Below are 20932 nucleotides of genomic sequence, written 5' to 3' on the forward strand. Positions count from 1 at the left end.
GCTCAGAAGCTCCGCGACACGAACAGCAGCAGCGTGCCGAGCAGCCCCAGCATCAGCGCCGCGCCGAGGAAATCCGGCACACGGAAGACCCGCATCTTGGCGATGGAGGTCTCAAACAGGGCCAGCAGGCTGCCGCCCAGCGCGAGCTTCGCCCCATAGGCCAGCATGCCGATGAGGAGCGCCAGCGGCGCCGCGCCCGCCGGGGCAAGGCCCCACGGCACGAACACGCAGGCGATGAGGGAGAGATAGAGCACCAGCTTCAGCGATGCGGCGAGCTCGATGAGCGCGAGATGGCGTCCGGAATATTCCAGCACCATAGCCTCATGCACCATGGTGAGTTCGAGATGGGTCGCCGGATTGTCCACCGGGATGCGCGCATTCTCGGCAATGGCCACCATGGTGAGGCCAATCAGTGCTAGCCCCAACGAGACACGCAGGCCCACATGGGCCGCCAGCATGTGTTCGGCGACGGTGGAGAGCTGCGTCGAGCCCGCGACCAGCGCCAGCGTGAAGACGATCATGATGAGTGCGGGCTCGGCGAGCGAGGCGATCATCACCTCCCGGCTGGAGCCGAGGCCGCCGAAACTGGTGCCGATGTCCATGCCCGCCAGCGCCTGAAAGAAACGGGCGCTGCCGAGCAAAGCCGTGATGGCGATGAGGTCCGCCGTCCAACTGAAGACGAGGCCGGTGGCGAAAGTGGGCACCAATGCCGCCGCCACCCAGGTGGAGGCGAAGATGAGATAGGGCGCGGCTCGGAACAGCCAGGAGGCATTGCCCGCCAGCACCACATCCTTACGGGCGAGGCGCGCGAGATCGAAATAGGGTTGCAGCAGCGGCGGCCCGCGCCGGCGCAGCAGGCGGGCCTTCATCACGCGCACGAAGCCGGTGAGCAGCGGCGCCAGCGCGAGCACAAGGGCCATCTGGAGGCCCTGCACGACGAGAGCGTGGATCAGGCCCATAGCGCCAGCACCAGAAGCAGCAGCACCAGCGCCCCGAAGACGAGGCCGAGATAGCGCCGGATGGAGAGATATTGCAGGGCGTCCATCCGCCCCGAGAGGCGCCACACGCCCCGCGCCAGCGGCAAATAGAGCCCCTCCCACGCTGGATCGACGATACGCAGCACGAAACGCGCCGGCCGGAGATCGCCCGGCGGCGGCATGGTGATGCGCTCGCGCGCACCGAACAGGGTGGTGCCGAAAACGCGGCGGATGGGCTGGGCGAAGCTCGACGCGCTATACTGCGTGCGCAGGCCTGCATCTGGGAAGCCGCAGTCCCAGGCCGGGCCGCGCCGCACCGCGCGCGACGCGAAACGATGGATGAGCAGCGCCATCAGGCCAGCCGAGCCGAGCACAAAGAGGAGCACCAGCAGCCCGTTATAGGAGCTGCGGCTCTCGGCCACGGGAATGATGGAAAGCCAGGCGGTGCCCGCCTGCGGGGGCATGCGCGCATCCACCAGCGCCTGGACGGCGGGAGCCACCGCATCAATCACCACCCCCGGCAGGATGCCGGCAAGCACACACAGCCCGGCCAGCCCCAGCATGGCGGCCAGCGACCAGCGCTCCACCTCATGGGCCTGCGCGGCAGCGGGCGAGCGCGGGCGGCCGAGGAAGACGGTGCCGTAGATGCGCACGAAGCAGGCCGCCGCCAGCGCCGCGGCAAGGGCAAGCAGGGCGCCGGCCGCCGGCACCAGCAGCTTCGGCCCCCAGGCGGGCAGGTCCGGGCTCAGCAATATGGCCTGGAAGGTGAGCCACTCGGACACGAAGCCGTTCAGCGGCGGCAGCGCCGAAATGGCCGCGCAGGCCACCAGCATGGCGAAGGCCGTCACAGGCATGGCATGGATAAGGCCACCGAGCCGCTCCATGTCCCGTGTTCCCGTGCCGTGCAGTACCGCGCCGGCGCCAAAGAACAGAAGGCTCTTGAACAACGCGTGGTTCAGCGCGTGGAACAGCGCCGCCGTCAGGGCCAGCGCCCCCGCCGCTTTCATGCCGTTGGCCGAGAAGGCGAGCGCGAGGCCGAGCCCGACGAAGATGATGCCGATGTTCTCGATGGTGCTGAAGGCGAGCGCCCGCTTGAGGTCCGCCTGCATCAGCGCGTAGAGCACGCCCAGCACCGCCGTCGCGGCGCCGATGGCCAGCACGGGCATGCCCCACCACCATTCGGGCGGGCCCAGTAGATCAAAAGCGATGCGCACGAAGCCATAGACCGCCACCTTGGTCATGCCCGCGCTCATGAGCGCCGAGACGTGGCTGGGAGCAGCGGGATGGGCGAGCGGCAGCCAGGCATGCAGCGGAAACAGGCCCGCCTTGGAGCCGGCACCCGCCAGCGCAAGAAACAGCACGACGGCACCCAGCACACCCTCCGGCGCATGGGCGCGCAGGACGGAAAAGGCCACGCTCCCCGCGCTGCCCGCCAGAAGTCCGAAAGCGAGCATCAGCAGGAACGCGCCGGCGCTCGCCATGACGAGATAGATGAAGGCGGCCCGCCGGTTGGCGGCCTCCCGATGATCCGCCAGCACCAGCGCCCAGGAGGCGAGCGACATCACCTCCCAGCCGAACAGGAAGCTGTAGGCGTCATCCGCCAGCAGCACGAGGCTCATGGCGGCAAGAAAGGCGGGAAAGAAGGGCAGCACCCGCGCGGGCTCCGCCGCATGGCGGCCATAGCCGATGGCATAGAGGCTGGCAGCCGCGCCGCACAGATTGACGATGGCCAGGAAGACCGCACTCAGCGCATCCAGGCGCACCTGCGTGCCGAGGCCCGGCAGGCCGAGCGGCAACGCGAGCGTGGTGGGGCTGGCCGGCAGGGCCGTGAGAGCGTTCAACAGGCCCACGAGGCAGATGAGCCCCGTGCCACCATAGATCACCGCATGCGCACCGCCATGGCGCGACAGGGGAATGGCTGCGACCGCCAGAGCCAGCAGCGCACAGATGCACCAGAGCTCGACGATCACAGGCATGGGTCAGGCCTCGTCCGGAAGCGGCGCCGGGCGGCGGACGGGGGCCTCGCGCAGACGCACGCCGCGCCCGCCCCCTTCACTCACCATGCCCTCGCTGAGGAGCTGGATGCCCGCGCCCTCCAGCGCGCCCACGAGCTTCATCAGGGAATCCACATTGCCGCGAATGACCCCGTCACTGGCCTCCATCCGCTGGATGGTCGGCACGGAGAGCGCGCACAGCGCGGCCAGCGCCTTCTGGTCGAGCCCGAGCAGGGCGCGAGCGGCACGCAGTTGCGCAGCGGTGATCATGTGGCCGAAAGACCCATGGCTGAGAATTGATGAATTAGCCTAATCACGTCAGGAGTGAATATCAAACATAAAATTATGATGTTTTAAACATCATCCAATGACGACGCACAGGCCGCACGGGTGCGCCGCCACGGCTCGCACGATGAAAGGTCGGGATCGCGATGCATTCCGATATCCGGCCCGGTCGCAGGACGCAGGGGCAGCGTCCGCAGGGCCATGGGGATCGACCCGTTTTTCTCCGCCTGTCCGGCGACAAGACGCTTGCACCAGAGGAGCGCATCGCGCCATCATACCTCCCGAAAGATGAGGAGCGCAGACTTGACGCTCCGCGACATCACCCGCTATCGTTGATATGCGTGTGAATAAAACCCTGGATACGCGCCCATGACCAACAGGCGCCCGAACATCAATGCCCATTGATGGGATCAGGGTTTATGCGCAACGGCACCATGATAAGATGAGATCGTCGATGCACCGGCTAGGGCATGGCCCTTGCGTCGGGGTAGCTGGTGCGTCGCGCCTGCTGATCGGGGATCATGGATGAACGCTCTCGCCCAGCGACTGCCGGCTGCCGGCCTTGACGCCGGGCGCATTCAGCTCCGGGCTGCGCCAGTCGACCTCGCCGCGTTCGCCGCCCATGTGCGAGGCGACCCCGGCTTCCCGGTCATGCGGGACGCCGTCATCCAGAACATCGTCCAGTTATTCCGCGGGGACTATCTGCTGAGCCGCCTCATGCTGGAGGAAGGCCGCTACGTCACCATCCAGATGCTCCTGACGCTGGCCGCCACGCAACAGGCCGAAGAACGCAGCACCTGGCTGACGCTCGGACGCCTGCAGCAGAGCCTCGCCGGTTCGGAACTGGCCAGCCGCAACCGCATCGAGGCGCTGGTGGCCGTGCTGGAGCGTTACGGTTTCGTTGAGCGGCGCAAGGCCGAGGAAGATCTCCGCCTCACCCTGCTGCTGCCCACCGCCCGCCTCTGGGGGTCGGACGCACTGTTCGTGGAAGCGATGGTGCAGCCGCTCGCCCGTCTCGCCGACACGCCCCCCACCGGCGCAGCCGCCCGCGAGCTGCTCTCCCGCCTCAGCCTCAATTCCGCAACCCAGACGAGTGGCGCGCCCACCTGCGATCCGCAGGCGCCGGCCTGGTCCACCCGCGATGTGGCTGCCGCCGGCGCCGGGCATCGCAACTGGCACCGCCTGTTCGCACCTCGGCTCACCGATTATCTGGCGCTCCGCGGGACGCATGCGTCCATCCAGCAGTTAGCGACACGCGACGGCGGCTATATGGCGCTGCTTCTGCTGCTCGATGAAGCCCGAGCGCGCGGCTCTGCCCGCATCAGCCTGCCCTATGAGACCCTGTCGAACCACACCGGCATCTCGCGCACCCATGCGCGGCTGCTCACGGAGCAGGCCGAAGCGTGCGGCTTCCTGCGGCTCCACGCCAAGGGCGGGCGCGAGGTGGAGGTGACGGAGCAGTTCCGGGACGCGGCCGACGCGTGGTTCGCGAGCCTCGCGGCCTTCCATCTCAGCCTCGACTGACGACGCCCGCCGCCTGCCGCACCATCACGGACTCAAGCAGCACGAGTCCTGCGCGCAGCGCACCCGCACGCGGAAGGCGCGGCGTGAGCGGCTAGAGGCCGGACCGACGCCTGAACTCGGAAAGCTGGTTCCGGACCATCTCGTCGATCTGGGCATCGATCTGGCCCCAACGCCCGTCCCCGAGCGGGCTCGTCCCGCCGACAACGCCGTCCAGAAGATCATCCGGGAGTTCGTCGAGGCTGACGTCGCGCGGCAGCACCAGCACCACCTCGCCGGGCTGCTCCTCCACCACTCGGATCGTGTAGGAGGGAATGGGATCCACGCCCAGCAATGCCACCAGCGCCGCACGGGGATCGCGCAGGAGCAGGGCCCGGAAGTCGGCATCCTGCCGAGCCGCCGAAATCAATGATCGCTCAATAGCCCGGTTCGCCAAGGTCATCGGATCAAGGGCGCTGGGCATCATCACATCCTTCAAGACGCGGCATCTCACTCCGCTTGCCATCGGGTGGCAGAATGCACCCGTTCAAACGGCCGCGCCACCCCGGAAGGCCATTGCAGCACATGGACAACAACCGCGCACCACACGAGCCTTCCGCACCGCCCCCTGTACCCAACTATATTTGGCACCGAGCCAAGCCGCCGGATGGACCTGAAAATTGCCAAGCCCTGCCACCCGTTTGCCAGTACACATGACGGAAAGACAGGTCGACACCAGTGGAGTCGTCTGGCGGATTGTCGAGATGCCGCGATGAACATGCATTCGGACGCCTTCCACATGCCACCTATCCTTGAGGCGGCAACGATTGGGAACGCCGATGGGCCCGCCCATTTGGCCGCAGCCTCCCTGTGGACGAGCCCGGACCTGCCGAATGCGGTGGCGGGGCAGCTTCCGGCGTGCGTAAACCCGTCGGCGGCAGATGGCGCCCATTGACGTCGTCGCGTTCGTCCGTACCAATCAGGCGCGCCCGGACGCCGGATCAACCCGACCACCCGCCGAAGTCACAGGTCCACTGATGCGTCCAATCCTGCTGTCACCGGATGCCGCATCCGCCGGTCCTGAGATGTCCATCCGCCGTGCCGGAGCGGAGGACGTCGAAGCCCTGGCGGGCCTTGCGACCCAGAACCTCCTTGCGCGGCTGGCGGAGGGCCCGGCTGCGGCGGGGGACCATCATCTGGTCGCCCGCATTGGAAATATCGCCGCCGGCCTCCTCGTCTCGCGGCCCAATGTCCAGCAGCCCGAGGTGCAGGACCTCGTCTCGCTCATGGTGACGCCCCTCTTCCGGCGGCGTGGCATCGGACGCGCATTGCTGCGGCAGTTGTCGGCGGACATGGCGCAAGCCGGTCGCGAAGCCCTCGGCGCCGTCTGGTCCGACAGGCTGCCCCAGTTGGAGAGCTTCCATGCCGTGCTGATGCGCGAGGGCTGGGAGGCTCCGACGCCATGGAGGCTGCGCATGAGCTTCCGTGTGGGCGACCGTGAAGAGGCCATGCAGCTGGCCGCACGCCGGATTGCCGCCGCACGCGAAGCCGGCCTGTCGTCCCTCACCCTGGCGGCCGCGGGGGCAGAGGCGATCCCACGCCTCCTCGCCCATGCGCAGGCCGTGCAGGCGGCTGGCCGCCTCCCGGCCTGGGCCGATCCCGCGCCCTGGCTTCCCATCGGCACGCCCGCCGTCTCGCAACTGCTGGTGGATGGGCATGGCATGATCCGCGGGTGGCTCATGGCGCAGTATCAAACGGCCTCTGGCCGGTGGCTCGCGCCCATCGGCTGGTGCGAGACCGGCCCCTCGCACATGCTTCTGGCCATGGATGCCTGGCTCGCTGCGCTGGAGGAGACACAGGGCCCGGGCGCCACCGTCGTCCTGCACCCCACCCTCAACGACGGGGCGAAGGTCTGCCGGCTGCTGGACCGCCACTTCCGGCCCCACGCTTTGTGGGCGGACCATCTCATCACCAGCCGCAAGGCGCTCTGAGGATCAGGCGGACCTATCGCCTCAGCGGGGTGGCGTTGGCATCAGGGCATAGCCGACGCCGCGCACGGTGGCGATGGGCGGCAGCAGGCCCTCATGGGTCATCTTCTTGCGCAGGCGGGCGATGAGATTGTCCACCGTGTGGGAGGAGATCTCGCGCGGATCGCGGTTGGAGATCACGTCCAGCAGGAAATCGCGCGACAGCGGCTCCTGCGGGCGCGAGGCGAGCGCCACGAGAATGTTGAACTCGCCCGCCGTCAGTTCCACGAGTTGACCGGTCGGCCGGAACAGCTCGCGCCGCACCACGTCGAGGATCCAGCCATCGAAGGTGATGACCGGCTCGCGCGCCCGCCGCAGCACGCTGCGGATGCGGGCGAGCAGCGTGCGGGGATTGATGGGCTTGGTGACATAGTCATCGCCCCCGGCATCAAGGCCGGCCAACACGTCCTCGTCGGAATCGCGGGCGGTCACGAAGATCAGGCCGAAGCTGGCGCCAAGCCGAAGCTGCCGGGCCAATGCGATGCCGTCCGCATCCGGCAGGTTCACGTCGAGCAGGATGATGTCCGGCTGCACCGATTGAAGCCGCGCCTTGAGTTCGGCTCCGGAGGCGGCGCGGACCGTCCGCATGCCGTTCTCCTCCAGAAAGGTGGAGATCATCTCCAAGCTCTCCGGCGCATCCTCGACGATCAGAACAGTCGCACTCATTGCGTACGCACCATGGTGTCCTGCCCGGCCTCGAGCCGGGCCGCGAGCGCCGCCAGCAGTTCGGCCATCGCCGGCTTGAAGCTCTCCGGGTCTGCAACCATCACGGCGCGGGCGCGATCGGCAAGATCAAACTCACCCATATTGGCAGCGCTGCCGCTGATGCGGTGGGCGATGGCGCGCGCCTCGTCTCCAGCCGTGCACTGCCGGAGCGCCGCGTGCTGATCAGACAGCCCTTTCACGAACAATGCGCGCAGCATCTCGCGCTTGCCCGGATCGAACAGGCTGGCGAAGTCGACAGGCGCAAGGTTCGCCGGGTCCGGCTGCTGAAACAGCGCCGCCTCCAGAACCGCATCCGGCGCCGCCGCCTCCAGCCGGATCTCGCCCGGAGCTGGTGCCGGCCCGTCCGCGCCCTCCACCCAGAGGGCGAGGCGCGGGCCGGATGAGCGAGCCAGTTCCCGCGCCATCGCAAGGTCGACGTCGCCCGCCACTACCATCAGCGCGAAGCTCCGGTGCGCCAGCATGGTGCTGGCGGCGGCCAGGTCGAGCAGGGGGAAAACCCGCAAGCCGAGGCGCTCCAGCCGGCTGCGGGCGCTTGTCCCCGAACGGGACACCAGCAGCACGTCGGCGCCTTCGGCCAGCCCGGCACCAGCGGGGCGTCCCGCAAGGCGCGCAAGCGCAGCCTCCAACTGCTCCGGCCGGACGGGCTTCGCCAGATGTCCGTTCATGCCCGCCGCCAGAGAGCGGGCCACATCCTCGGGCATGGCATTGGCGGTCAGGGCGATGATCGGCAGGCTCTGACCCGCGGCGCGGATGCGGCGCGTGGCTTCGAGGCCGTCCATGCCGGGCATCTGGATGTCCATGAGGACCACGTCGAATATCTCAGCCGCCACCCGCCCGATGGCCTCCGGACCCGTCTCGGCAACGGTGCAGGCATGTCCCGCCCGCTCCAGAAGCCCCAGCGCCACCTGCCGGTTCACCTCATTGTCTTCCACCAGAAGCACCTTCAGCGGTCGCGCGGCAGGAGAGACCACGGCGAAGCGCTCTTCCGGCACGGGTGCCGAGGCGACGTCCATCGGCACCTCGAAGGTAAAGCAACTGCCGACGCCCGGCGTGCTCTCCACCTCGATTTCGCCGCCCATGGCTTCCACCAGCCGCTTGCAGATGGCGAGCCCGAGGCCCGAGCCGCCAAAGCGCCTGCGGATGCTGGCATCGGCCTGCACGAATTCGTGGAAGAGGCCCGCCCGCTCCTGCGGATGAATGCCGATGCCGGTATCCGCCACCGTGAAGCGCAGGCCCATGCGGCCGGCGCTCTCCGGCCGGCTCGTGCGCGAGACGGTCAGCCGCACGTGGCCGACCTCGGTGAACTTGATGGCATTGCCGAGCAGGTTGAGCAGGATCTGCCGCAGCCGGGCGGCGTCGCCATGCACGCAAGGCGGCACGTCGGGCGCCAGCACCACCTCGAGGGCGAGCCCCTTCTCATCGGCACGGGGCCGCATCAAGTCCACCGCATCCCGCAGCACGCGCGAGAGCTCCAGCGGCGCCAGTTCGAGTCGTGCACCCTGTTCAAGCTCGGAGAGGTCGAGCACGTCGTCGAGGGTCACCTGCAAGGCCTCTGCGGCGCGCAGCACCACGCGCAGGCGCTCACGCTGGGCCGCCTCCAGCGGGCCGTCGAGGACGAGCCGCACCATGCCCAGAATGCCGTTCATGGGGGTGCGGATCTCGTGGCTCATCACCGCGAGGAACTGCGATTTCGCGCGGGCGCCGGCTTCCGCCGCTTCCTTGGCTTCAAGCAGTTCGACATTGACCTGCCGCTCGCGCTCGATGTGGAGGAATTGCGCGCGGCGCATGCCGTTGAGCTGACGGCGGGCCGCTATTCCCACGCCGAGCGCGACGCCCACCACCAGCAGGATGACGCTGAGATCAGCGGGGCTCTCCGGCGGCACCTTCAAGGCGCCCCAGAACAGCAGGCTGATGAGCGGCCCGTAGGCGCCGACCAGCGCCGCGAGCCAGATCCGCCCCGGCAGCAGCATGGGCAGCGCCAGCGCCATGATCGGCAGCAGCAGGCCACCGTGCCGCGTCAGGGCGGGGTGGTCGAAGATGATGCCGTTGAGGAAATAGAACAGGATCTGCTGGACATAGGTGGCGATGATGATGCCGCGCAGCGTGTCCTCGCGCCGCACGACCAGAAAGGCGCAGACACCGAGCACCAGAATGACGCAGCGGATGCCCACGAACAGATAGAGATCCGGCGGCCCGATGAGTTGCAGGTCGAGCGGCAGGAACGACAGGCTCGCGAGGGTGGTGCCGAAAATGGCGACAAAGGCGGTGGCCCGGCTTGCCCCGAGGCTCGCCTGCTCATAGGCCGCCTCCAGGCCCTGCTCGGTGAACTCGCCCGTCCAGCGGTCCAGCAGATGGACCTTCCTTGCCGCTGCCTCGGGTTGCGACATCGCCTCAACCTGCCCCTCGCTCCACGGCCTTGATACGCCGCGCCCAAGGTGCTGACCAGCCCTCTCCGATCCACCCGATCATGGGCGGCAAAGCGTTTGCATGGCATGGAAACGGATGCTCTGCTGCGGCATCCGATGCGGCACGCGCGCCGCGAACACAGGACAGAGGTTGCCATGGCCGATGACACGCCCCGCCCGCTCTATGAAACGGGCCTGAAGATCCGCAAGGAGGTGATCGGGGCCGAATACGTGGAGCGGGCGCTGGCCAATGCGGACGCCTTCTCAACGCCCGTGCAGGAGATGGTGACGGAATACTGCTGGGGGAACATCTGGGGCCGTCCGGGCCTCGACCGGCGCACCCGCAGCCTCCTGAACATCGCCATGCTCTCCGCGCTCAACCGTTCCCACGAACTGAAGCTGCACGTGCGCGGTGCGCTGACCAATGGCGCGACGCGTGAGGAGATCCAGGAGACTATCCTCCAGATCGGCGTCTATTGCGGCGTGCCGGTGGCGCTGGAAACCACGCGCCTCGCGCAGGAGGTCTTCCGCGAGATCGACGCCGCGACCTGAGAGGTCAGTGCCGGAAGAAGAGCTGGGCGAGCATTCCGGCCGCCCAGGCGGCGGCGAGGGCGATGAGAATCTTCGGCAGCAGCCCGATGCGCAGCTTGCCCGCCAGTTCGATATGGTGGGCCGCTGCTGCGATCGCAGCTTCCGGGGAAGCGTGCACCGGCGTGCCCGGCGGCGCGATCATCAGATTCTCCGGCTGCCCGAAATCCTCGATGAGATGGCCGTCCGCATCGCGCGGGGTGCCGTCTCCATCCGCGGCCGGGATGCGTTCGGCCATGGGGCGGGGATCGCACGACCACAGAAAGACAGGCAGGCCGCGCGCCTGCGCAAAGCCGATCTCCCATGCCGTGCCCGGGTCCATATGCGCGCCCCGGAACGGGGAGATGTTCGCCACCACCGCATCGGCGGCCCGAAGACCAAGAATGCAGCGGGCGCGAATGCCCAGCGCATGGTCTTCTGCCGATCCCCCGTCCAGCGGATAGATGGCGGACAGCCCATGGCCGGCGCAGATCGTGCGCAGCCGTTCTCCTTCCGCCGCCGCATCGGGGCGGAACACCTCAGGCCCCGCAAGATAGACCCGCGCCACATCGTTCTCCCGGCTTTCCGGAGGCTTATGCCACGCTCACTGCGGCCGGCGAAAGCGCGAACGGGACCATGGAACCGATAATGCCGAGCTTGCGTTGACCCACCGAAATCCAACGGAGGGCTGACCCCATGAGCCGCAACGCGCTTTACGCCATCATCGCCGTCCTTGTCGTGGGCGGCGGCGTCTTTGCCTATCAGGCCTATCAGGCGCACGAAGAGAAGGAGCGCTCGCTCCAGATCCAGGTGGGCCCGAACGGCGTGAAGGTGGACCCGCCTTCGCGCTGATCGGACGGGTTGAGGGTTCAGGCGGCCATCCAGCCGCCATCCACCATCAGTGTCTCGCCGGTGATGAAGCTTGCCTCATCGCTGGCGAGAAACAGCGCCGCGCGCGCCACGTCCTCGGGCCTGCCGAAGCGCGGCCAGGGCGTGCGGCGGCGGGCGCGGTCCAGCACATCCTCGTCCAGCAGCCGCCCGCCCTGCCCGGTCACGATCTTGCCCGGCGCCACCGCATTGCAGACGATGCCCTCTTTGGCATAGTCCGCCGCGATCTGCCGCGTCATGTAATCAATGGCCGCCTTGGTGGTGCCGTAGGCGAGATCGCCAGGCGCCGCGATCATGCCGTGCTGGGAGGAGAGATTGATGAGGCGCCCGCGCACCTCGTCGCGCGGCGCCTGCATCAGCATCTGGCGCACGGCCGCCTGACAGCACAGCAGGACGCCCGTTAGGTTCACATCCAGAACCCGCTTCCAGTCCGCCACGTCCAGCTCCAGCAGGGGCCGCGGATGCCGGATGCAGGCATTGTTGACCATGACATCCAGCGCCCCGAATTCCGCGACGGCGCGCGCCACCAGCGCATCAACCTGCGCTCCGTCCGAGACATCGCACCTCTGAAAGAGCGCCTGCCCGCCCTCGGCGGCGATCAGTTCCACCGTCGGCGTGCCGCCTTCGATCACCGTCTGCGTCACGTCCGCAACGATGACGCGGGCGCCATGCGCCGCGAAAAGGCGAGAAATGGCCCGGCCGATGCCCGAGGCGCCGCCGGTGACGATGGCCACACGCCCGGTGAGGCGCCGTGCGTCGGGTGGAAGCATGCTGAAATCCCGATCAGTTGAAAAAGAGGTCCGGATTGGTCTCGAACCAGGGCACGTAATCTGCGAGCGCCTCCGCCAGCCCGAAGCGGGGCGCGAAGCCGAGATCGCTGGCAAGCCGCGACGCATCCATCACCGCGCGGTCGTAGTCCGCATAAAGGGCAATGGCGCCTTCTTCATCGACCGTGCCGAAACGCCATGACAAGGAGGGGCAGCGGGCGGAAAGCCCCCGACACCACTCCTCCAGCGACCAGACGAAACCCGCCGCGAGATTGTAGATGTCGAAGGAAGGCCGTTCGGCGTCGAGCAAGGCGAGGATGGCCGCCGCCCCGTCGCGGGCATAGAGGAAGTCCCGCACATGCGGGCGGGGCAGGATGACGGGCGCACCACGCGCAGCCTTGAGCAGCACCTGAAGCGGCGCGCTCGGCGTGTCGCGCGCGCCCGTCACATATTCCCACGGGCCGAAACAGGTGCCGAGGCGGCCCACCAGAAGATCGAGCCCGTGCAGGGCCTTCAGCCGCAGCGCGGCGGCCTCGGCCGCCTGCTTGGAGATGCCATACAGCCCTTCCGGCTTCAGCGGCGTCACGTCCTCGCGTAGCGGTTCCGGCGCCCGCCCGCTGGCGCCATAGGTGGCGCCCGAGCTGACATGCACGATGCGCCCCACGCCAACCGCCTGCGCGGCAGCGAGCAGGTTCAGCGTGCCGAGGACATTCACCTCGAACACCGAAGCCGGCGCCCGCCGTTCTCGGGCCGCATCCGCGGTCACAGCCGCGAGGTGGACGATGCGCCGCGCGCCGCTCTCCGCCACGACGCGCTGAATAGCGGCGGCATCGCGCATGTCCGCCGTGCAGGCCTCGAACCGGCCCGGCAGCCTGGCGAAGGCGCGCCGGGCGGCTTCGGGCGGGGCAGCAAGGTCCAGCCCCACCACATGCGTGCCACGGGCCAGCAGGGTCTCGCTGACCGCAAGACCCATGAAGCCGGAGGCGCCGGTGACGAGAACGGTCATGGCCGCTCAGAGATCGCGGAACAGCGAGCCCCAGCCGGTGACCCGCCGGGTATCCACGCCCGCCATCTTCAGGCTCTTCCAGACCGAGGTGGCGATGGTGTCGTAGATCGGGATGCCGGTTTCCGCCTCCAGCTTCTCCACCAGCGGCGCGGCGCGCAGATTGGTGCAGATGACGGCGATGGCATCCGGCTTCTCAGCCGCCACGTCGCGGGTCATGGCGGAGAGCTGCTCGGCAGTGACTTCGGAGAAGGAGAAATTGTCCTGAAGATTCAGATGCCTGTCGCCCTTGCAGGCATGGCCGAGGGCGGCGTAGTTGGCAACGATCTTCTCCTGCACCGCATCGAGATAGGGCGTCACATAGCCGAGCGTCTTCGCCCCCTTGGCGGCGAGGATTTCATTCAGCGCAAGCATGGAGGTGTTGGCGGGAATGCCGGTGGCGGCGGTGATGCGCTCGCACAGGCGCTCGTCCGCCTCGAAGCCCAGCCAGCCGGACGAGGTGCCGTTCCAGGAAATGACATCGACCTTGGCGTGGGCCAGAAGCTCGGCGGCGCGCAGGATTTCCGTATCGTCGAACTGCTTCAGCGCCGTGTCCGACAGGGCGATTTCCGTCACCTTGAAGCGACCGAAATGGGCGGAGACCTCGGGCAGCCCCGCCACCATCGCCTGCGTCACCGGCTCCAGCACGGTGTTGGACGAGGGGGTGAGCATTCCCAGAAGAACACGTTTCGTCATGATGCGCCTGATGTCTCGAAGAGAAAGGGTCAGCCGTGCGCCGCGCCGTGGGGGCGCAGCAGGTCGAGGATGTGGCGCTTCACGTCATTGAAGCGCGGGGAGGTGATGTCGCGCGGGCGCGGCAAATCGAGTTCGATCATCTCGGCGATGCGGCCGGGCCGGGCGGACATGACCGCCACATGGGTGCCAAGGGTGAGCGCCTCGTCGATGCCGTGGGTTACGAAGACGATGGTGCCCTTGTGCTCTTCCCAGATGCGCACCAGCTCGTTCTGCATGTCCATGCGCGTCTGCTCATCGAGCGCGCCGAAGGGCTCGTCCATGAGGATGACGCCGGGGTTCATGAGCAGGGCACGGGCGATGCCGACGCGCTGGTTCATGCCGCCGGAAAGCTCGGAGGGATAATGGTTCTCGAACCCCCTGAGCCCCACCATGTCGATATAGATCTGCGCCTTGTCGCGCCGCTCGCCCTTCTGGGCGCCACGCATCTTCAGGTGGAAGGCGACATTCTCCCATACCGGCAGCCAGGGCATGAGATTGGCTTGCTGGAAGACGACGCCGCGGTCCGCCCCCGGCGCCGCCACCACCTGCCCGTCCACCTTCACCGTGCCGGTGGAAGGCTTGTCGAAGCCAGCGATCATGTTGAGCAAGGTGGACTTGCCGCAGCCCGAGGGGCCGAGCAGGCACAGGAATTCGTTGCGCTTCACCGTCACGTCCACGTTGGACAGAGCGGTGACGTCGGTCTTGCGCTTGGCGTCCTTGAAAATTTTGGAGACGCCGGAAATCTCGATGGTGGCCATCTGATCAGCCCTCCGAGCCGCTGAGGGTCGTGCCCTGCTGCCAGCGCAGCACGCGGGCGGAGATGAGGCGGATGAGGAGATCGCTCAGGTAGCCGAGCAGGCCGATGGAGGCCATGGCGGCGAGCACGATGTCGTAGCGCAGGAAGTAATAGCTGTCCCACAGCACGTAGCCGACGCCGCTTTTCACCGCCACCATCTCCGCCGTCACCGTCAGCATCCAGGCCGAGCCGATACCGATGCGAAGCCCTGCGAAGATCGAGGGCATGGCGGCGGGCAGCACGATGAAGCGTAGCAGCTGCCGCTGGCCGCCGCCCACCATGGCGCCGGCGCGGATGAGATTGCGGTCCACCGTCTTCACGCCATGAATGGTGTTGAGCAGGATGGGAAAGAAGGCACCGAGGAAAACCAGGAAGATGGCCGGCTTGTCGGCGATTCCGAACCAGATGATGGCGAGCGGGATCCACGACACCGGCGGGATGGGCCGCAGCATCTGCAAGGTCGGCTCGATGGTCACCTCGATGAAGCGCGACCAGCCGATGGCCACCCCGAGGAACACCGCCATGACGGTGGCGATGCCAAAGCCCGCCGCCACGCGCCAGGTGCTGGCCATCACGTCGAAGATCCAGTGACCGGCATAGGACTGGGTGTTGCCGTCAATGTCGAACACCCAGTCCAGCCAGGCCCATGCCACGGCGGAGGGCGCCGGCAGGAGCGCCGGCGGCAGGGCGCCGGAGCGGGAGAACATCTCCCAGCCGGCGAGGATGAGAACCGGAACGACAAAGCGTTCCGGCCTCCAGCTCCGCAGCAGCATGGCCATGGTGGTGCGTCCGCCCGTCAGTAGCCGAGTTCGGTCTTGGGCTTGCCGGTGGCCGCCTCAAGGAACTGGTAGTTCAGGTTCTTCTCCACCTGCGCGGAGACGTCGTTGGAGATGTACTTGAGGTCGCGCATCATGGTGGCGATGGCGAGCGCCTCCTTGCGGTACATCTTGTAGTCCGGCATCAGGTTGTTGATCGCACCTTCCGCCACCGTCTTGTCGAGGCCCGTCACCTTCGTGATGACGCCGACCCACAGCGGCTTGTCCTGCGCGATCTTGTTGTCGATATCGACGATGGCCTTGACGGTGGACTCAAGCCCCTTGGGGTTGGCGGCCACCACATCCGAACGGGTGAGCATCAGATTGGTGAGGTTGCCGGCCGCCTGATCATAGGGATAGGCGAAGAGCTTCGCCGCATTGGCCTGCACGATCTGGGTGGCGAAGGGCTCCACGGTGCAGATCAGCTCCACCTCGCCCCGGCGCAGCGCCTGAATGTGGTCGGACGGGTTCGGGATATTGATGAACTGCACGTCTTTGTTGACGTCGATGCCATGCTTGGCGAAGGCGCCGCGCATGTGGATGTCCTGCGCATTGCCGCGGGAGGCGGCGACGCGGAAGGGCTTGCCCTCGGCCTTGTACTTGGCGATCAGCGCCTTGAGGCCGTCCCAGTCATTCTCCTTCAGGGGCAGGTCGTTCTGCACCACGATCTGCGAGCCGCCTTCCACCTGTCCGGAGATGGCCACCACGTCGAAGCCCTTGTCGAGGGCGGTGATGTAATGGAGGTAGGTCACCTGCGCGACGTCGATGCTCTTGGAGAGCAGCGCGGTGAGCACGTCATTGCCGGTGTTGAAGCCGATGGCTTCCACCTTGGCGCCCTTGGCATAGTCCGGCACCAGCACCAGCGGGGTGCAATGGGCGCACTTGGCATAGCCGAGCTTGATGGTGGGCTCGGACTGCGCGCGGGCATCGGTCTGCGCGACGGAGGCAACGCCCGCCACCACGGCGAGCGCGACAGCGATGCGGCTGAGCAAACGCTTCATGGAGATCCCCTGAATTTCACCGGCCCGGCGGCGGTCTCCGCACGGCCCCTGAGAAAGTTGAATTCGGTATGCGATTTTTGTTTTCGTGCGTTTTTTCAATGATATATTCACGCAATGCTTCGGTTTGAAAGCCGCATTTATGGGCAAGTCGATTAAAAAAACGCCAGAGTTGCAAAATGGGCAGGGCGCCGAGGCGGATAGCGACCGGCCAACCCGGCCGAAGGTGCGCGTCCGCTTCAAGCCGATGCGGCTCAAGCTCTCGGCGCAGGAGGCCAGCCGGCCGCTCCAGACCGCCTCGCTGCACGGCCAGCTTCTGGCCCGCCTGCGGGAGATGGTGCTGGATGGCGAACTGCGCCCCGGCAGCCCCTTGCCCGAGCGCATGCTGTGCGAGACCTTCGGCGTCTCCCGCACGCCCTTGCGCGAAGCCTTCAAGGTGCTCGCCACCGAAGGTCTGATCGAGCTGCGGCCGCACCGTACGCCGGTGGTGACGCCGGTGGATGCAGAGGAGATCGCCCACGTGTTCCAGCTCATGGAGGCGCTGGAGCAACTGGCCGGCCGCCTCGCCTGCACGCTCGCGCGGGACGAGGACATCGCCCGGCTGGAAGCGATGCATGCGGATCTTGTCGCCTTCCATCGCGACGAGCGGCGATCCGATTATTTCCGCCAGAACCAGCAGATCCACGCCGAGATCACCCGCCTCGCGGCCAATCCCGTTCTGCTCGGCACCTGGAGCGCCATGAACGCCAAGATCTATCGCGCCCGCGCGCAGGCCAATTACGACCACGAGCGCTGGGACGCCTCGCTGACCGAGCATGAGGCCTTCATGGCCCTACTGCGCGCCCGCAATGCGGACGGTTTCGCCGCCTCCCTTGCCGACCATACCCGCCGCACGGGCACCGCCGTGCTCGCCAATCTCGCAAAGGCCGCCGCATGACCGCCACCCTCGCCGCCCCCGAGCCCTGCGACCTGCTGGTCCGCGCCCGCGCGGCGCTGGTCCTCGATGCCGAGGGCACGGTGCTGTCCGATGTCGCGCTGGCGATCACCGGCAACCGCATCACCCATATCGGGCCTGCGGCGGAGACCGCCCGGCTGTTCGCGCCCCGGCAGACCGTCGGCTCGCCCCATCACCTGCTGATGCCGGGGCTGGTGAACACCCACAATCACACGCCCCTCATGGTGGTGCGCGGCATGGTGGAGGACGTGGGCTTTGCCCCGGCCTATACGCCCGGCATCCCGCAGGGCGACATGCTGTCCGAGGAGGAGGCCTTCCTCCTCGCCCGTCTCGGCGCCTATGAGATGCTGCGCTTCGGCTCCACGACGGTGGTCGACTTCTATCGCCATCCCATGGCGCTCGCCGCCGCCGCCCACGAGATCGGCCTGCGCAGCTTCATCGGCGGCCGCATCATGGATGCGGACACGTCCGCCCTCGCCCGCCGCGAATGGCGCGCGGATCGGGACCAGGGCGAGCGCACCTTGCGCGAGGCGATGGATTTCGTTGCGGTCTGGTCCGGCCGCTCGGAGCTCATCACGCCGATCCTTGGCCCGCATGCGCCGGATACGTGCTCGCCCGGCCTGCTGCGCCATGTGGCGGAAGTGGCCGAGGTGGGGCAGATGATCCTCAACACCCACCTCCACCAGTCCCCCATGGAGGTGGAGATCGTTCAGGCCCGCGACGGCAAGCGGCCGGTGGAACTGATGGACGAAGTGGGCCTGCTCGGCCCCCGCCTCATCGCCGGCCACTGCATCCATATGACCGAGAGCGACATGGCGTTGTTCGGGTCACGCGGCGCGGTCGTCGCCCATGTACCGGTGGGCAATGCGGCCCACGGCTCGGTGGCCAGCATGCGGGCGCTGGAGCGCGCAGGAGCCCGCATCAGCCTCTGCACCGACACCAAATCGGGCGACATGTTCGAGGCCATGCGCATGGCGATTGCCGCCACCCGCATTCGCGGCGAGGGCTTCACCGTCTCCTCCCACGATGTGCTGCGCTGGGCCACCCACAATGGCGCGGCGGCGCTCGGGCTCGAAGGCGAGATCGGCGTGCTGAAGGTGGGGGCGCGGGCGGATCTGGTGCTGCTGGACACCCGCGCGCCGAACCTCTCCCCGCTCATCGACGGGCCAGGGCTCGTGGTGCACAGCGCCTCCGGCGGCAATGTGGACACGGTGGTGGTGGATGGCGCAGTTCTGCTGGAAGGCGGCCGCCCCACCCGGTTCGACGGCGACGAGGTGGTCGCCGCCGCCCAGAAGGTGGCGCGGGGTCTGTGGGAGCGCGCCGGCCGCACGCCGCGTGTCAGTGCATAAACGCCCGCACGCCATTCAACGGGCGGGCGCCTGCCCTCACGCCGCGAGGCGGATGGGGCCGGTGCCAGCGCCGGTAGTCTCGATGGCCTTGGCGATTTCCGAGAGGTCGTCCGCCGTCAGTTCCAGCGTCGCGGCATCGAGCCAGCCGTCCACCTGATCGGGCGAGCGGGCGCCCACAATGGCACCGGTGACGCCCGGCCATGCCAGCGTCCAGGCCACTGCCACGGCGGCCACCGAGCTGTTGTGGCGGGCGGCGATGGGCTTCAGCGCATCGGCGAGCTTGAGGTTCCGGGTCAGGTTCTCGCCCTGATACTCGGCATTGCGCGAGCGCCAGTCGTCCGCCGGCAGTTGCGCCGCGCGCTCGGCCGTGAAGCGGCCGGTGAGCAGGCCGGACTGCATGGGGCTATAAACGATGACACCCGTGCCATGGGCATGGCACCAGGCGATCTCCGCCGCGCCCGCATCGCGCCGGATGGCCGAGAAGGGCGGCTGGAGCGTATCCACATGGCCAAGCGCCTCGGCGCGCTCCAGTTGCTCCACGCTATGGTTGGAGAGGCCGACCGCACGCACCTTGCCCTCCTGCTTGAGGTCCAGGAAGGCCTGCCAGTATTCCTCTATAGGAGAGCCGTCCTGCGCCGGCCAGTGCATCTGGTAGAGGTCGATGCGCTCCACCTGAAGGCGCTTGAGGGAGGCTTCCACCTCGCGCTTGATGCTCTCAGCCTTGCCGATGCGCTTGGGCAGCGCGGTGCGGTCCGCTTCGTCCCACACGAGGCCGGCCTTGGTGAAGACATAGGGCCGCTCGGACAGAGGAATGTCCTTCAGCGCGGCGGCCACCACCTCCTCGGAATGGCCGAGGCCATAGACGGCGGCGGTGTCGATCCAGTTGATGCCGCGCGAGACGGCATGGCGGATGGCGGCCACGGAGGCGCTGTCATCCTGCGCGCCCCAGCCCACCGCCCAGTCCGGCCCGCCAATGGCCCAGGCGCCGAAGCCGACACGGGTGATGGCCATGTCGGTGCGGCCGAAGGGTCGGGTGGGAAAAGGCGTCTGCATTGCGCTCATCGGATCGTCCTTGCGTGGTTGCAGGGCTTGCCTGCCTTCGCTTGGCATTCAGCGGGGCGAAGATAGGAAGGCGGGCTGCCAATCGGGAGACTTCGCTGGCCGATCCGGTGCACTTTTGTGTCAACGCTCTTGCCAGCGCCGCAGAAACGCGAGCAAATCCCGGCCGGCATCTTGGCGCACCGGCGGCATACCGCACGTGACCGGCGGCACTTCCGGCGCGCCCAACGTTCTCAGGAGAGCGAAAGCATGGATCTGGGTCTCACAGGCAAGACCGCCGTCGTCATGGGCGCCAGCCGCGGCCTTGGCGCGGCGAGCGCGCGCACGCTGGCGCTGGAAGGCGCGCATGTGATCGCCGCCGCCCGCACGGTGGCGGACATCGAAAAGTGGCGCGCGGCCCTGCCGGCGGACGTTCAGGGACGGGTGGAAGCCATCCACCTTGACGGCGCCGACCTCGCCTCCATCGACGCGCTGGCCGACCACGTGCTGGCCAAGGGCGGCACGGATATTCTGGTGGGCAACACCGGCGGCCCGCCCCCCGGCGTCGCGGCCGAGATCACCCGCGACCAGTGGATCGCCAATTTCGCGCCCATGGCCGCGAACCTGTTCCATTTCGCCGGCCGCCTGCTGCCGAAGATGCGCGAGAAGGGCTGGGGCCGCATCGTCACCATCGCCTCCTCGGGCGTGGAGCAGCCGATCCCCAACCTCGCCCTGTCCAACGGCATCCGCGCGGCGGTGCTCGGATGGTCGAAGACGCTGGCGAGCGAAGTGGCGAAGGATGGCGTGACGGTGAACATCGTGATGCCCGGCCGCATCCTCACCGAGCGCATCGGCCAGCTCGATACGGCCAATGCCGCGAAGCAGGGCAAGACCCGCGAGGAAATCGAAGCCGCCTCCAAGGCGCAGATCCCGGTGGGCCGCTATGGCGACCCGCAGGAATTCGCGGACATGGTCGCCTTCCTGTGCTCGGCCCGCGCGGCCTACGTCACGGGCAGCAAGATCCGCGTGGACGGCGGCCTGCTGCGCAACGTCTGATCCGGCGTCACC

The 20932-nt window shown here is 67.8% G+C and carries 21 protein-coding genes; 7 read left to right on the forward strand and 14 right to left on the reverse strand.

Annotated elements, in window-relative coordinates; all coding sequences use genetic code 11:
• Positions 1-2: 2 nt before the first annotated feature.
• Genes AZC_RS22350 through AZC_RS22360 form a run of 3 tightly spaced genes read right to left on the reverse strand, consistent with a single transcriptional unit; the run spans position 3 to position 3241 of the window.
• Positions 3-959, reverse strand: a complete 957-nt coding sequence (locus tag AZC_RS22350; protein ID WP_012172879.1) for a respiratory chain complex I subunit 1 family protein — start codon at positions 957-959, stop codon at positions 3-5.
• Positions 950-2953: a hydrogenase 4 subunit B gene (gene hyfB, locus AZC_RS22355; protein ID WP_012172880.1), complete on the reverse strand. Its 2004-nt coding sequence runs from the start codon at positions 2951-2953 to the stop codon at positions 950-952. Before hyfB ends, AZC_RS22350 begins: the two co-directional genes overlap by 10 nt.
• A 3-nt stretch (positions 2954-2956) precedes the next feature.
• Positions 2957-3241: an XRE family transcriptional regulator gene (locus tag AZC_RS22360; protein WP_012172881.1), complete on the reverse strand. Its 285-nt coding sequence runs from the start codon at positions 3239-3241 to the stop codon at positions 2957-2959.
• A gap of 540 nt (positions 3242-3781) precedes the next feature.
• Between AZC_RS22360 and AZC_RS22365 the strand changes: the two genes are divergently transcribed.
• Positions 3782-4780, forward strand: coding sequence for a hypothetical protein (locus AZC_RS22365; protein WP_043879753.1), 999 nt, complete (start codon positions 3782-3784; stop codon positions 4778-4780).
• Between the two features lie 91 nt (positions 4781-4871).
• Here the strand turns inward: AZC_RS22365 and AZC_RS22370 are convergent, their stop codons facing one another.
• Entirely contained in the window at positions 4872-5186 is a 315-nt protein-coding gene (locus AZC_RS22370; RefSeq protein WP_193760046.1) for an NHLP leader peptide family natural product precursor, read from the reverse strand.
• 655 nt (positions 5187-5841) lie between these two features.
• Between AZC_RS22370 and AZC_RS22375 the strand changes: the two genes are divergently transcribed.
• Entirely contained in the window at positions 5842-6747 is a 906-nt protein-coding gene (locus AZC_RS22375) for a GNAT family N-acetyltransferase (protein WP_043879755.1), read from the forward strand.
• Between the two features lie 21 nt (positions 6748-6768).
• On the opposite strand, the gene AZC_RS22380 is transcribed toward AZC_RS22375, so the two are convergent.
• Both AZC_RS22380 and AZC_RS22385 read right to left on the reverse strand, forming a co-directional pair.
• The gene (locus tag AZC_RS22380) at positions 6769-7449 is read right to left on the reverse strand and encodes a response regulator transcription factor (RefSeq protein ID WP_012172885.1); all 681 of its coding nucleotides are present in this window, start codon (positions 7447-7449) and stop codon (positions 6769-6771) included.
• The gene (locus AZC_RS22385; protein ID WP_012172886.1) at positions 7446-9896 is read right to left on the reverse strand and encodes an ATP-binding protein; all 2451 of its coding nucleotides are present in this window, start codon (positions 9894-9896) and stop codon (positions 7446-7448) included. The genes AZC_RS22380 and AZC_RS22385 overlap by 4 nt, the downstream gene beginning before the upstream one ends.
• Before the next feature lie 174 nt (positions 9897-10070).
• On the opposite strand from AZC_RS22385, the gene AZC_RS22390 reads away from it, so the two are divergent.
• Positions 10071-10466: a carboxymuconolactone decarboxylase family protein gene (locus AZC_RS22390; RefSeq protein WP_043879756.1), complete on the forward strand. Its 396-nt coding sequence runs from the start codon at positions 10071-10073 to the stop codon at positions 10464-10466.
• 4 nt (positions 10467-10470) lie between these two features.
• Here the strand turns inward: AZC_RS22390 and AZC_RS22395 are convergent, their stop codons facing one another.
• Positions 10471-11049, reverse strand: coding sequence for a nucleoside 2-deoxyribosyltransferase (locus tag AZC_RS22395; protein ID WP_012172888.1), 579 nt, complete (start codon positions 11047-11049; stop codon positions 10471-10473).
• Between the two features lie 128 nt (positions 11050-11177).
• Here AZC_RS22395 and AZC_RS25890 point away from each other — a divergent pair, with 128 nt between their 5' ends.
• A complete protein-coding gene (locus tag AZC_RS25890; RefSeq protein ID WP_012172889.1) occupies positions 11178-11333 on the forward strand; it encodes a hypothetical protein in 156 nt (51 codons plus the stop codon).
• Positions 11334-11350: 17 nt separating this feature from the next.
• On the opposite strand, the gene AZC_RS22400 is transcribed toward AZC_RS25890, so the two are convergent.
• From AZC_RS22400 to AZC_RS22425, 6 genes are read right to left on the reverse strand one after another with little or no spacing between them, the layout of a single operon-like run.
• Positions 11351-12139: an SDR family NAD(P)-dependent oxidoreductase gene (locus AZC_RS22400; protein ID WP_012172890.1), complete on the reverse strand. Its 789-nt coding sequence runs from the start codon at positions 12137-12139 to the stop codon at positions 11351-11353.
• Positions 12140-12152: 13 nt separating this feature from the next.
• The gene (locus AZC_RS22405) at positions 12153-13142 is read right to left on the reverse strand and encodes an NAD-dependent epimerase/dehydratase family protein (RefSeq protein ID WP_012172891.1); all 990 of its coding nucleotides are present in this window, start codon (positions 13140-13142) and stop codon (positions 12153-12155) included.
• A 6-nt stretch (positions 13143-13148) separates the two neighbouring features.
• Positions 13149-13874, reverse strand: a complete 726-nt coding sequence (locus AZC_RS22410) for a maleate cis-trans isomerase family protein (protein WP_012172892.1) — start codon at positions 13872-13874, stop codon at positions 13149-13151.
• A gap of 29 nt (positions 13875-13903) precedes the next feature.
• A complete protein-coding gene (locus AZC_RS22415) occupies positions 13904-14671 on the reverse strand; it encodes an ABC transporter ATP-binding protein (RefSeq protein WP_012172893.1) in 768 nt (255 codons plus the stop codon).
• 4 nt (positions 14672-14675) lie between these two features.
• On the reverse strand, positions 14676-15488 hold the full coding sequence (locus tag AZC_RS22420; RefSeq protein WP_012172894.1) for an ABC transporter permease: 813 nt from the start codon (positions 15486-15488) through the stop codon (positions 14676-14678).
• Positions 15489-15505: 17 nt separating this feature from the next.
• Positions 15506-16525, reverse strand: a complete 1020-nt coding sequence (locus AZC_RS22425) for an ABC transporter substrate-binding protein (RefSeq protein ID WP_012172895.1) — start codon at positions 16523-16525, stop codon at positions 15506-15508.
• Positions 16526-16694: 169 nt separating this feature from the next.
• On the opposite strand from AZC_RS22425, the gene AZC_RS22430 reads away from it, so the two are divergent.
• Both AZC_RS22430 and AZC_RS22435 read left to right on the forward strand, forming a co-directional pair.
• Positions 16695-17459, forward strand: a complete 765-nt coding sequence (locus AZC_RS22430; protein ID WP_338010016.1) for a GntR family transcriptional regulator — start codon at positions 16695-16697, stop codon at positions 17457-17459.
• Positions 17456-18826 (forward strand): amidohydrolase family protein, encoded by a 1371-nt coding sequence (locus AZC_RS22435; RefSeq protein ID WP_012172897.1) that lies wholly within the window; start codon positions 17456-17458, stop codon positions 18824-18826. The genes AZC_RS22430 and AZC_RS22435 overlap by 4 nt, the downstream gene beginning before the upstream one ends.
• Before the next feature lie 36 nt (positions 18827-18862).
• On the opposite strand, the gene AZC_RS22440 is transcribed toward AZC_RS22435, so the two are convergent.
• The gene (locus AZC_RS22440) at positions 18863-19888 is read right to left on the reverse strand and encodes an aldo/keto reductase (protein ID WP_043879757.1); all 1026 of its coding nucleotides are present in this window, start codon (positions 19886-19888) and stop codon (positions 18863-18865) included.
• 246 nt (positions 19889-20134) lie between these two features.
• Between AZC_RS22440 and AZC_RS22445 the strand changes: the two genes are divergently transcribed.
• Positions 20135-20920: an SDR family oxidoreductase gene (locus tag AZC_RS22445; protein WP_012172899.1), complete on the forward strand. Its 786-nt coding sequence runs from the start codon at positions 20135-20137 to the stop codon at positions 20918-20920.
• Positions 20921-20932 lie beyond the last annotated feature (12 nt).

The sequence above is a fragment of the Azorhizobium caulinodans ORS 571 genome, from assembly GCF_000010525.1.
Lineage (GTDB): Bacteria > Pseudomonadota > Alphaproteobacteria > Rhizobiales > Xanthobacteraceae > Azorhizobium > Azorhizobium caulinodans.

Bases quoted from the DNA above. Each gene is read 5' to 3' on its own strand.
- AZC_RS22420 (WP_012172894.1), bottom strand. From the start codon at position 15,488: ATGGCCATGCTGCTGCGGAGCTGGAGGCCGGAACGCTTTGTCGTTCCG.
- AZC_RS22415 (WP_012172893.1), bottom strand. From the start codon at position 14,671: ATGGCCACCATCGAGATTTCCGGCGTCTCCAAAATTTTCAAGGACGCC.
- AZC_RS22350 (WP_012172879.1), bottom strand. From the start codon at position 959: ATGGGCCTGATCCACGCTCTCGTCGTGCAGGGCCTCCAGATGGCCCTT.
- AZC_RS25890 (WP_012172889.1), top strand. From the start codon at position 11,178: ATGAGCCGCAACGCGCTTTACGCCATCATCGCCGTCCTTGTCGTGGGC.
- AZC_RS22425 (WP_012172895.1), bottom strand. From the start codon at position 16,525: ATGAAGCGTTTGCTCAGCCGCATCGCTGTCGCGCTCGCCGTGGTGGCG.
- AZC_RS22380 (WP_012172885.1), bottom strand. From the start codon at position 7,449: ATGAGTGCGACTGTTCTGATCGTCGAGGATGCGCCGGAGAGCTTGGAG.
- AZC_RS22365 (WP_043879753.1), top strand. From the start codon at position 3,782: ATGAACGCTCTCGCCCAGCGACTGCCGGCTGCCGGCCTTGACGCCGGG.
- AZC_RS22405 (WP_012172891.1), bottom strand. From the start codon at position 13,142: ATGACCGTTCTCGTCACCGGCGCCTCCGGCTTCATGGGTCTTGCGGTC.
- AZC_RS22435 (WP_012172897.1), top strand. From the start codon at position 17,456: ATGACCGCCACCCTCGCCGCCCCCGAGCCCTGCGACCTGCTGGTCCGC.
- AZC_RS22440 (WP_043879757.1), bottom strand. From the start codon at position 19,888: ATGAGCGCAATGCAGACGCCTTTTCCCACCCGACCCTTCGGCCGCACC.
- AZC_RS22445 (WP_012172899.1), top strand. From the start codon at position 20,135: ATGGATCTGGGTCTCACAGGCAAGACCGCCGTCGTCATGGGCGCCAGC.
- AZC_RS22360 (WP_012172881.1), bottom strand. From the start codon at position 3,241: ATGATCACCGCTGCGCAACTGCGTGCCGCTCGCGCCCTGCTCGGGCTC.
- AZC_RS22400 (WP_012172890.1), bottom strand. From the start codon at position 12,139: ATGCTTCCACCCGACGCACGGCGCCTCACCGGGCGTGTGGCCATCGTC.
- AZC_RS22375 (WP_043879755.1), top strand. From the start codon at position 5,842: ATGTCCATCCGCCGTGCCGGAGCGGAGGACGTCGAAGCCCTGGCGGGC.
- AZC_RS22385 (WP_012172886.1), bottom strand. From the start codon at position 9,896: ATGTCGCAACCCGAGGCAGCGGCAAGGAAGGTCCATCTGCTGGACCGC.
- AZC_RS22390 (WP_043879756.1), top strand. From the start codon at position 10,071: ATGGCCGATGACACGCCCCGCCCGCTCTATGAAACGGGCCTGAAGATC.
- hyfB (WP_012172880.1), bottom strand. From the start codon at position 2,953: ATGCCTGTGATCGTCGAGCTCTGGTGCATCTGTGCGCTGCTGGCTCTG.
- AZC_RS22410 (WP_012172892.1), bottom strand. From the start codon at position 13,874: ATGACGAAACGTGTTCTTCTGGGAATGCTCACCCCCTCGTCCAACACC.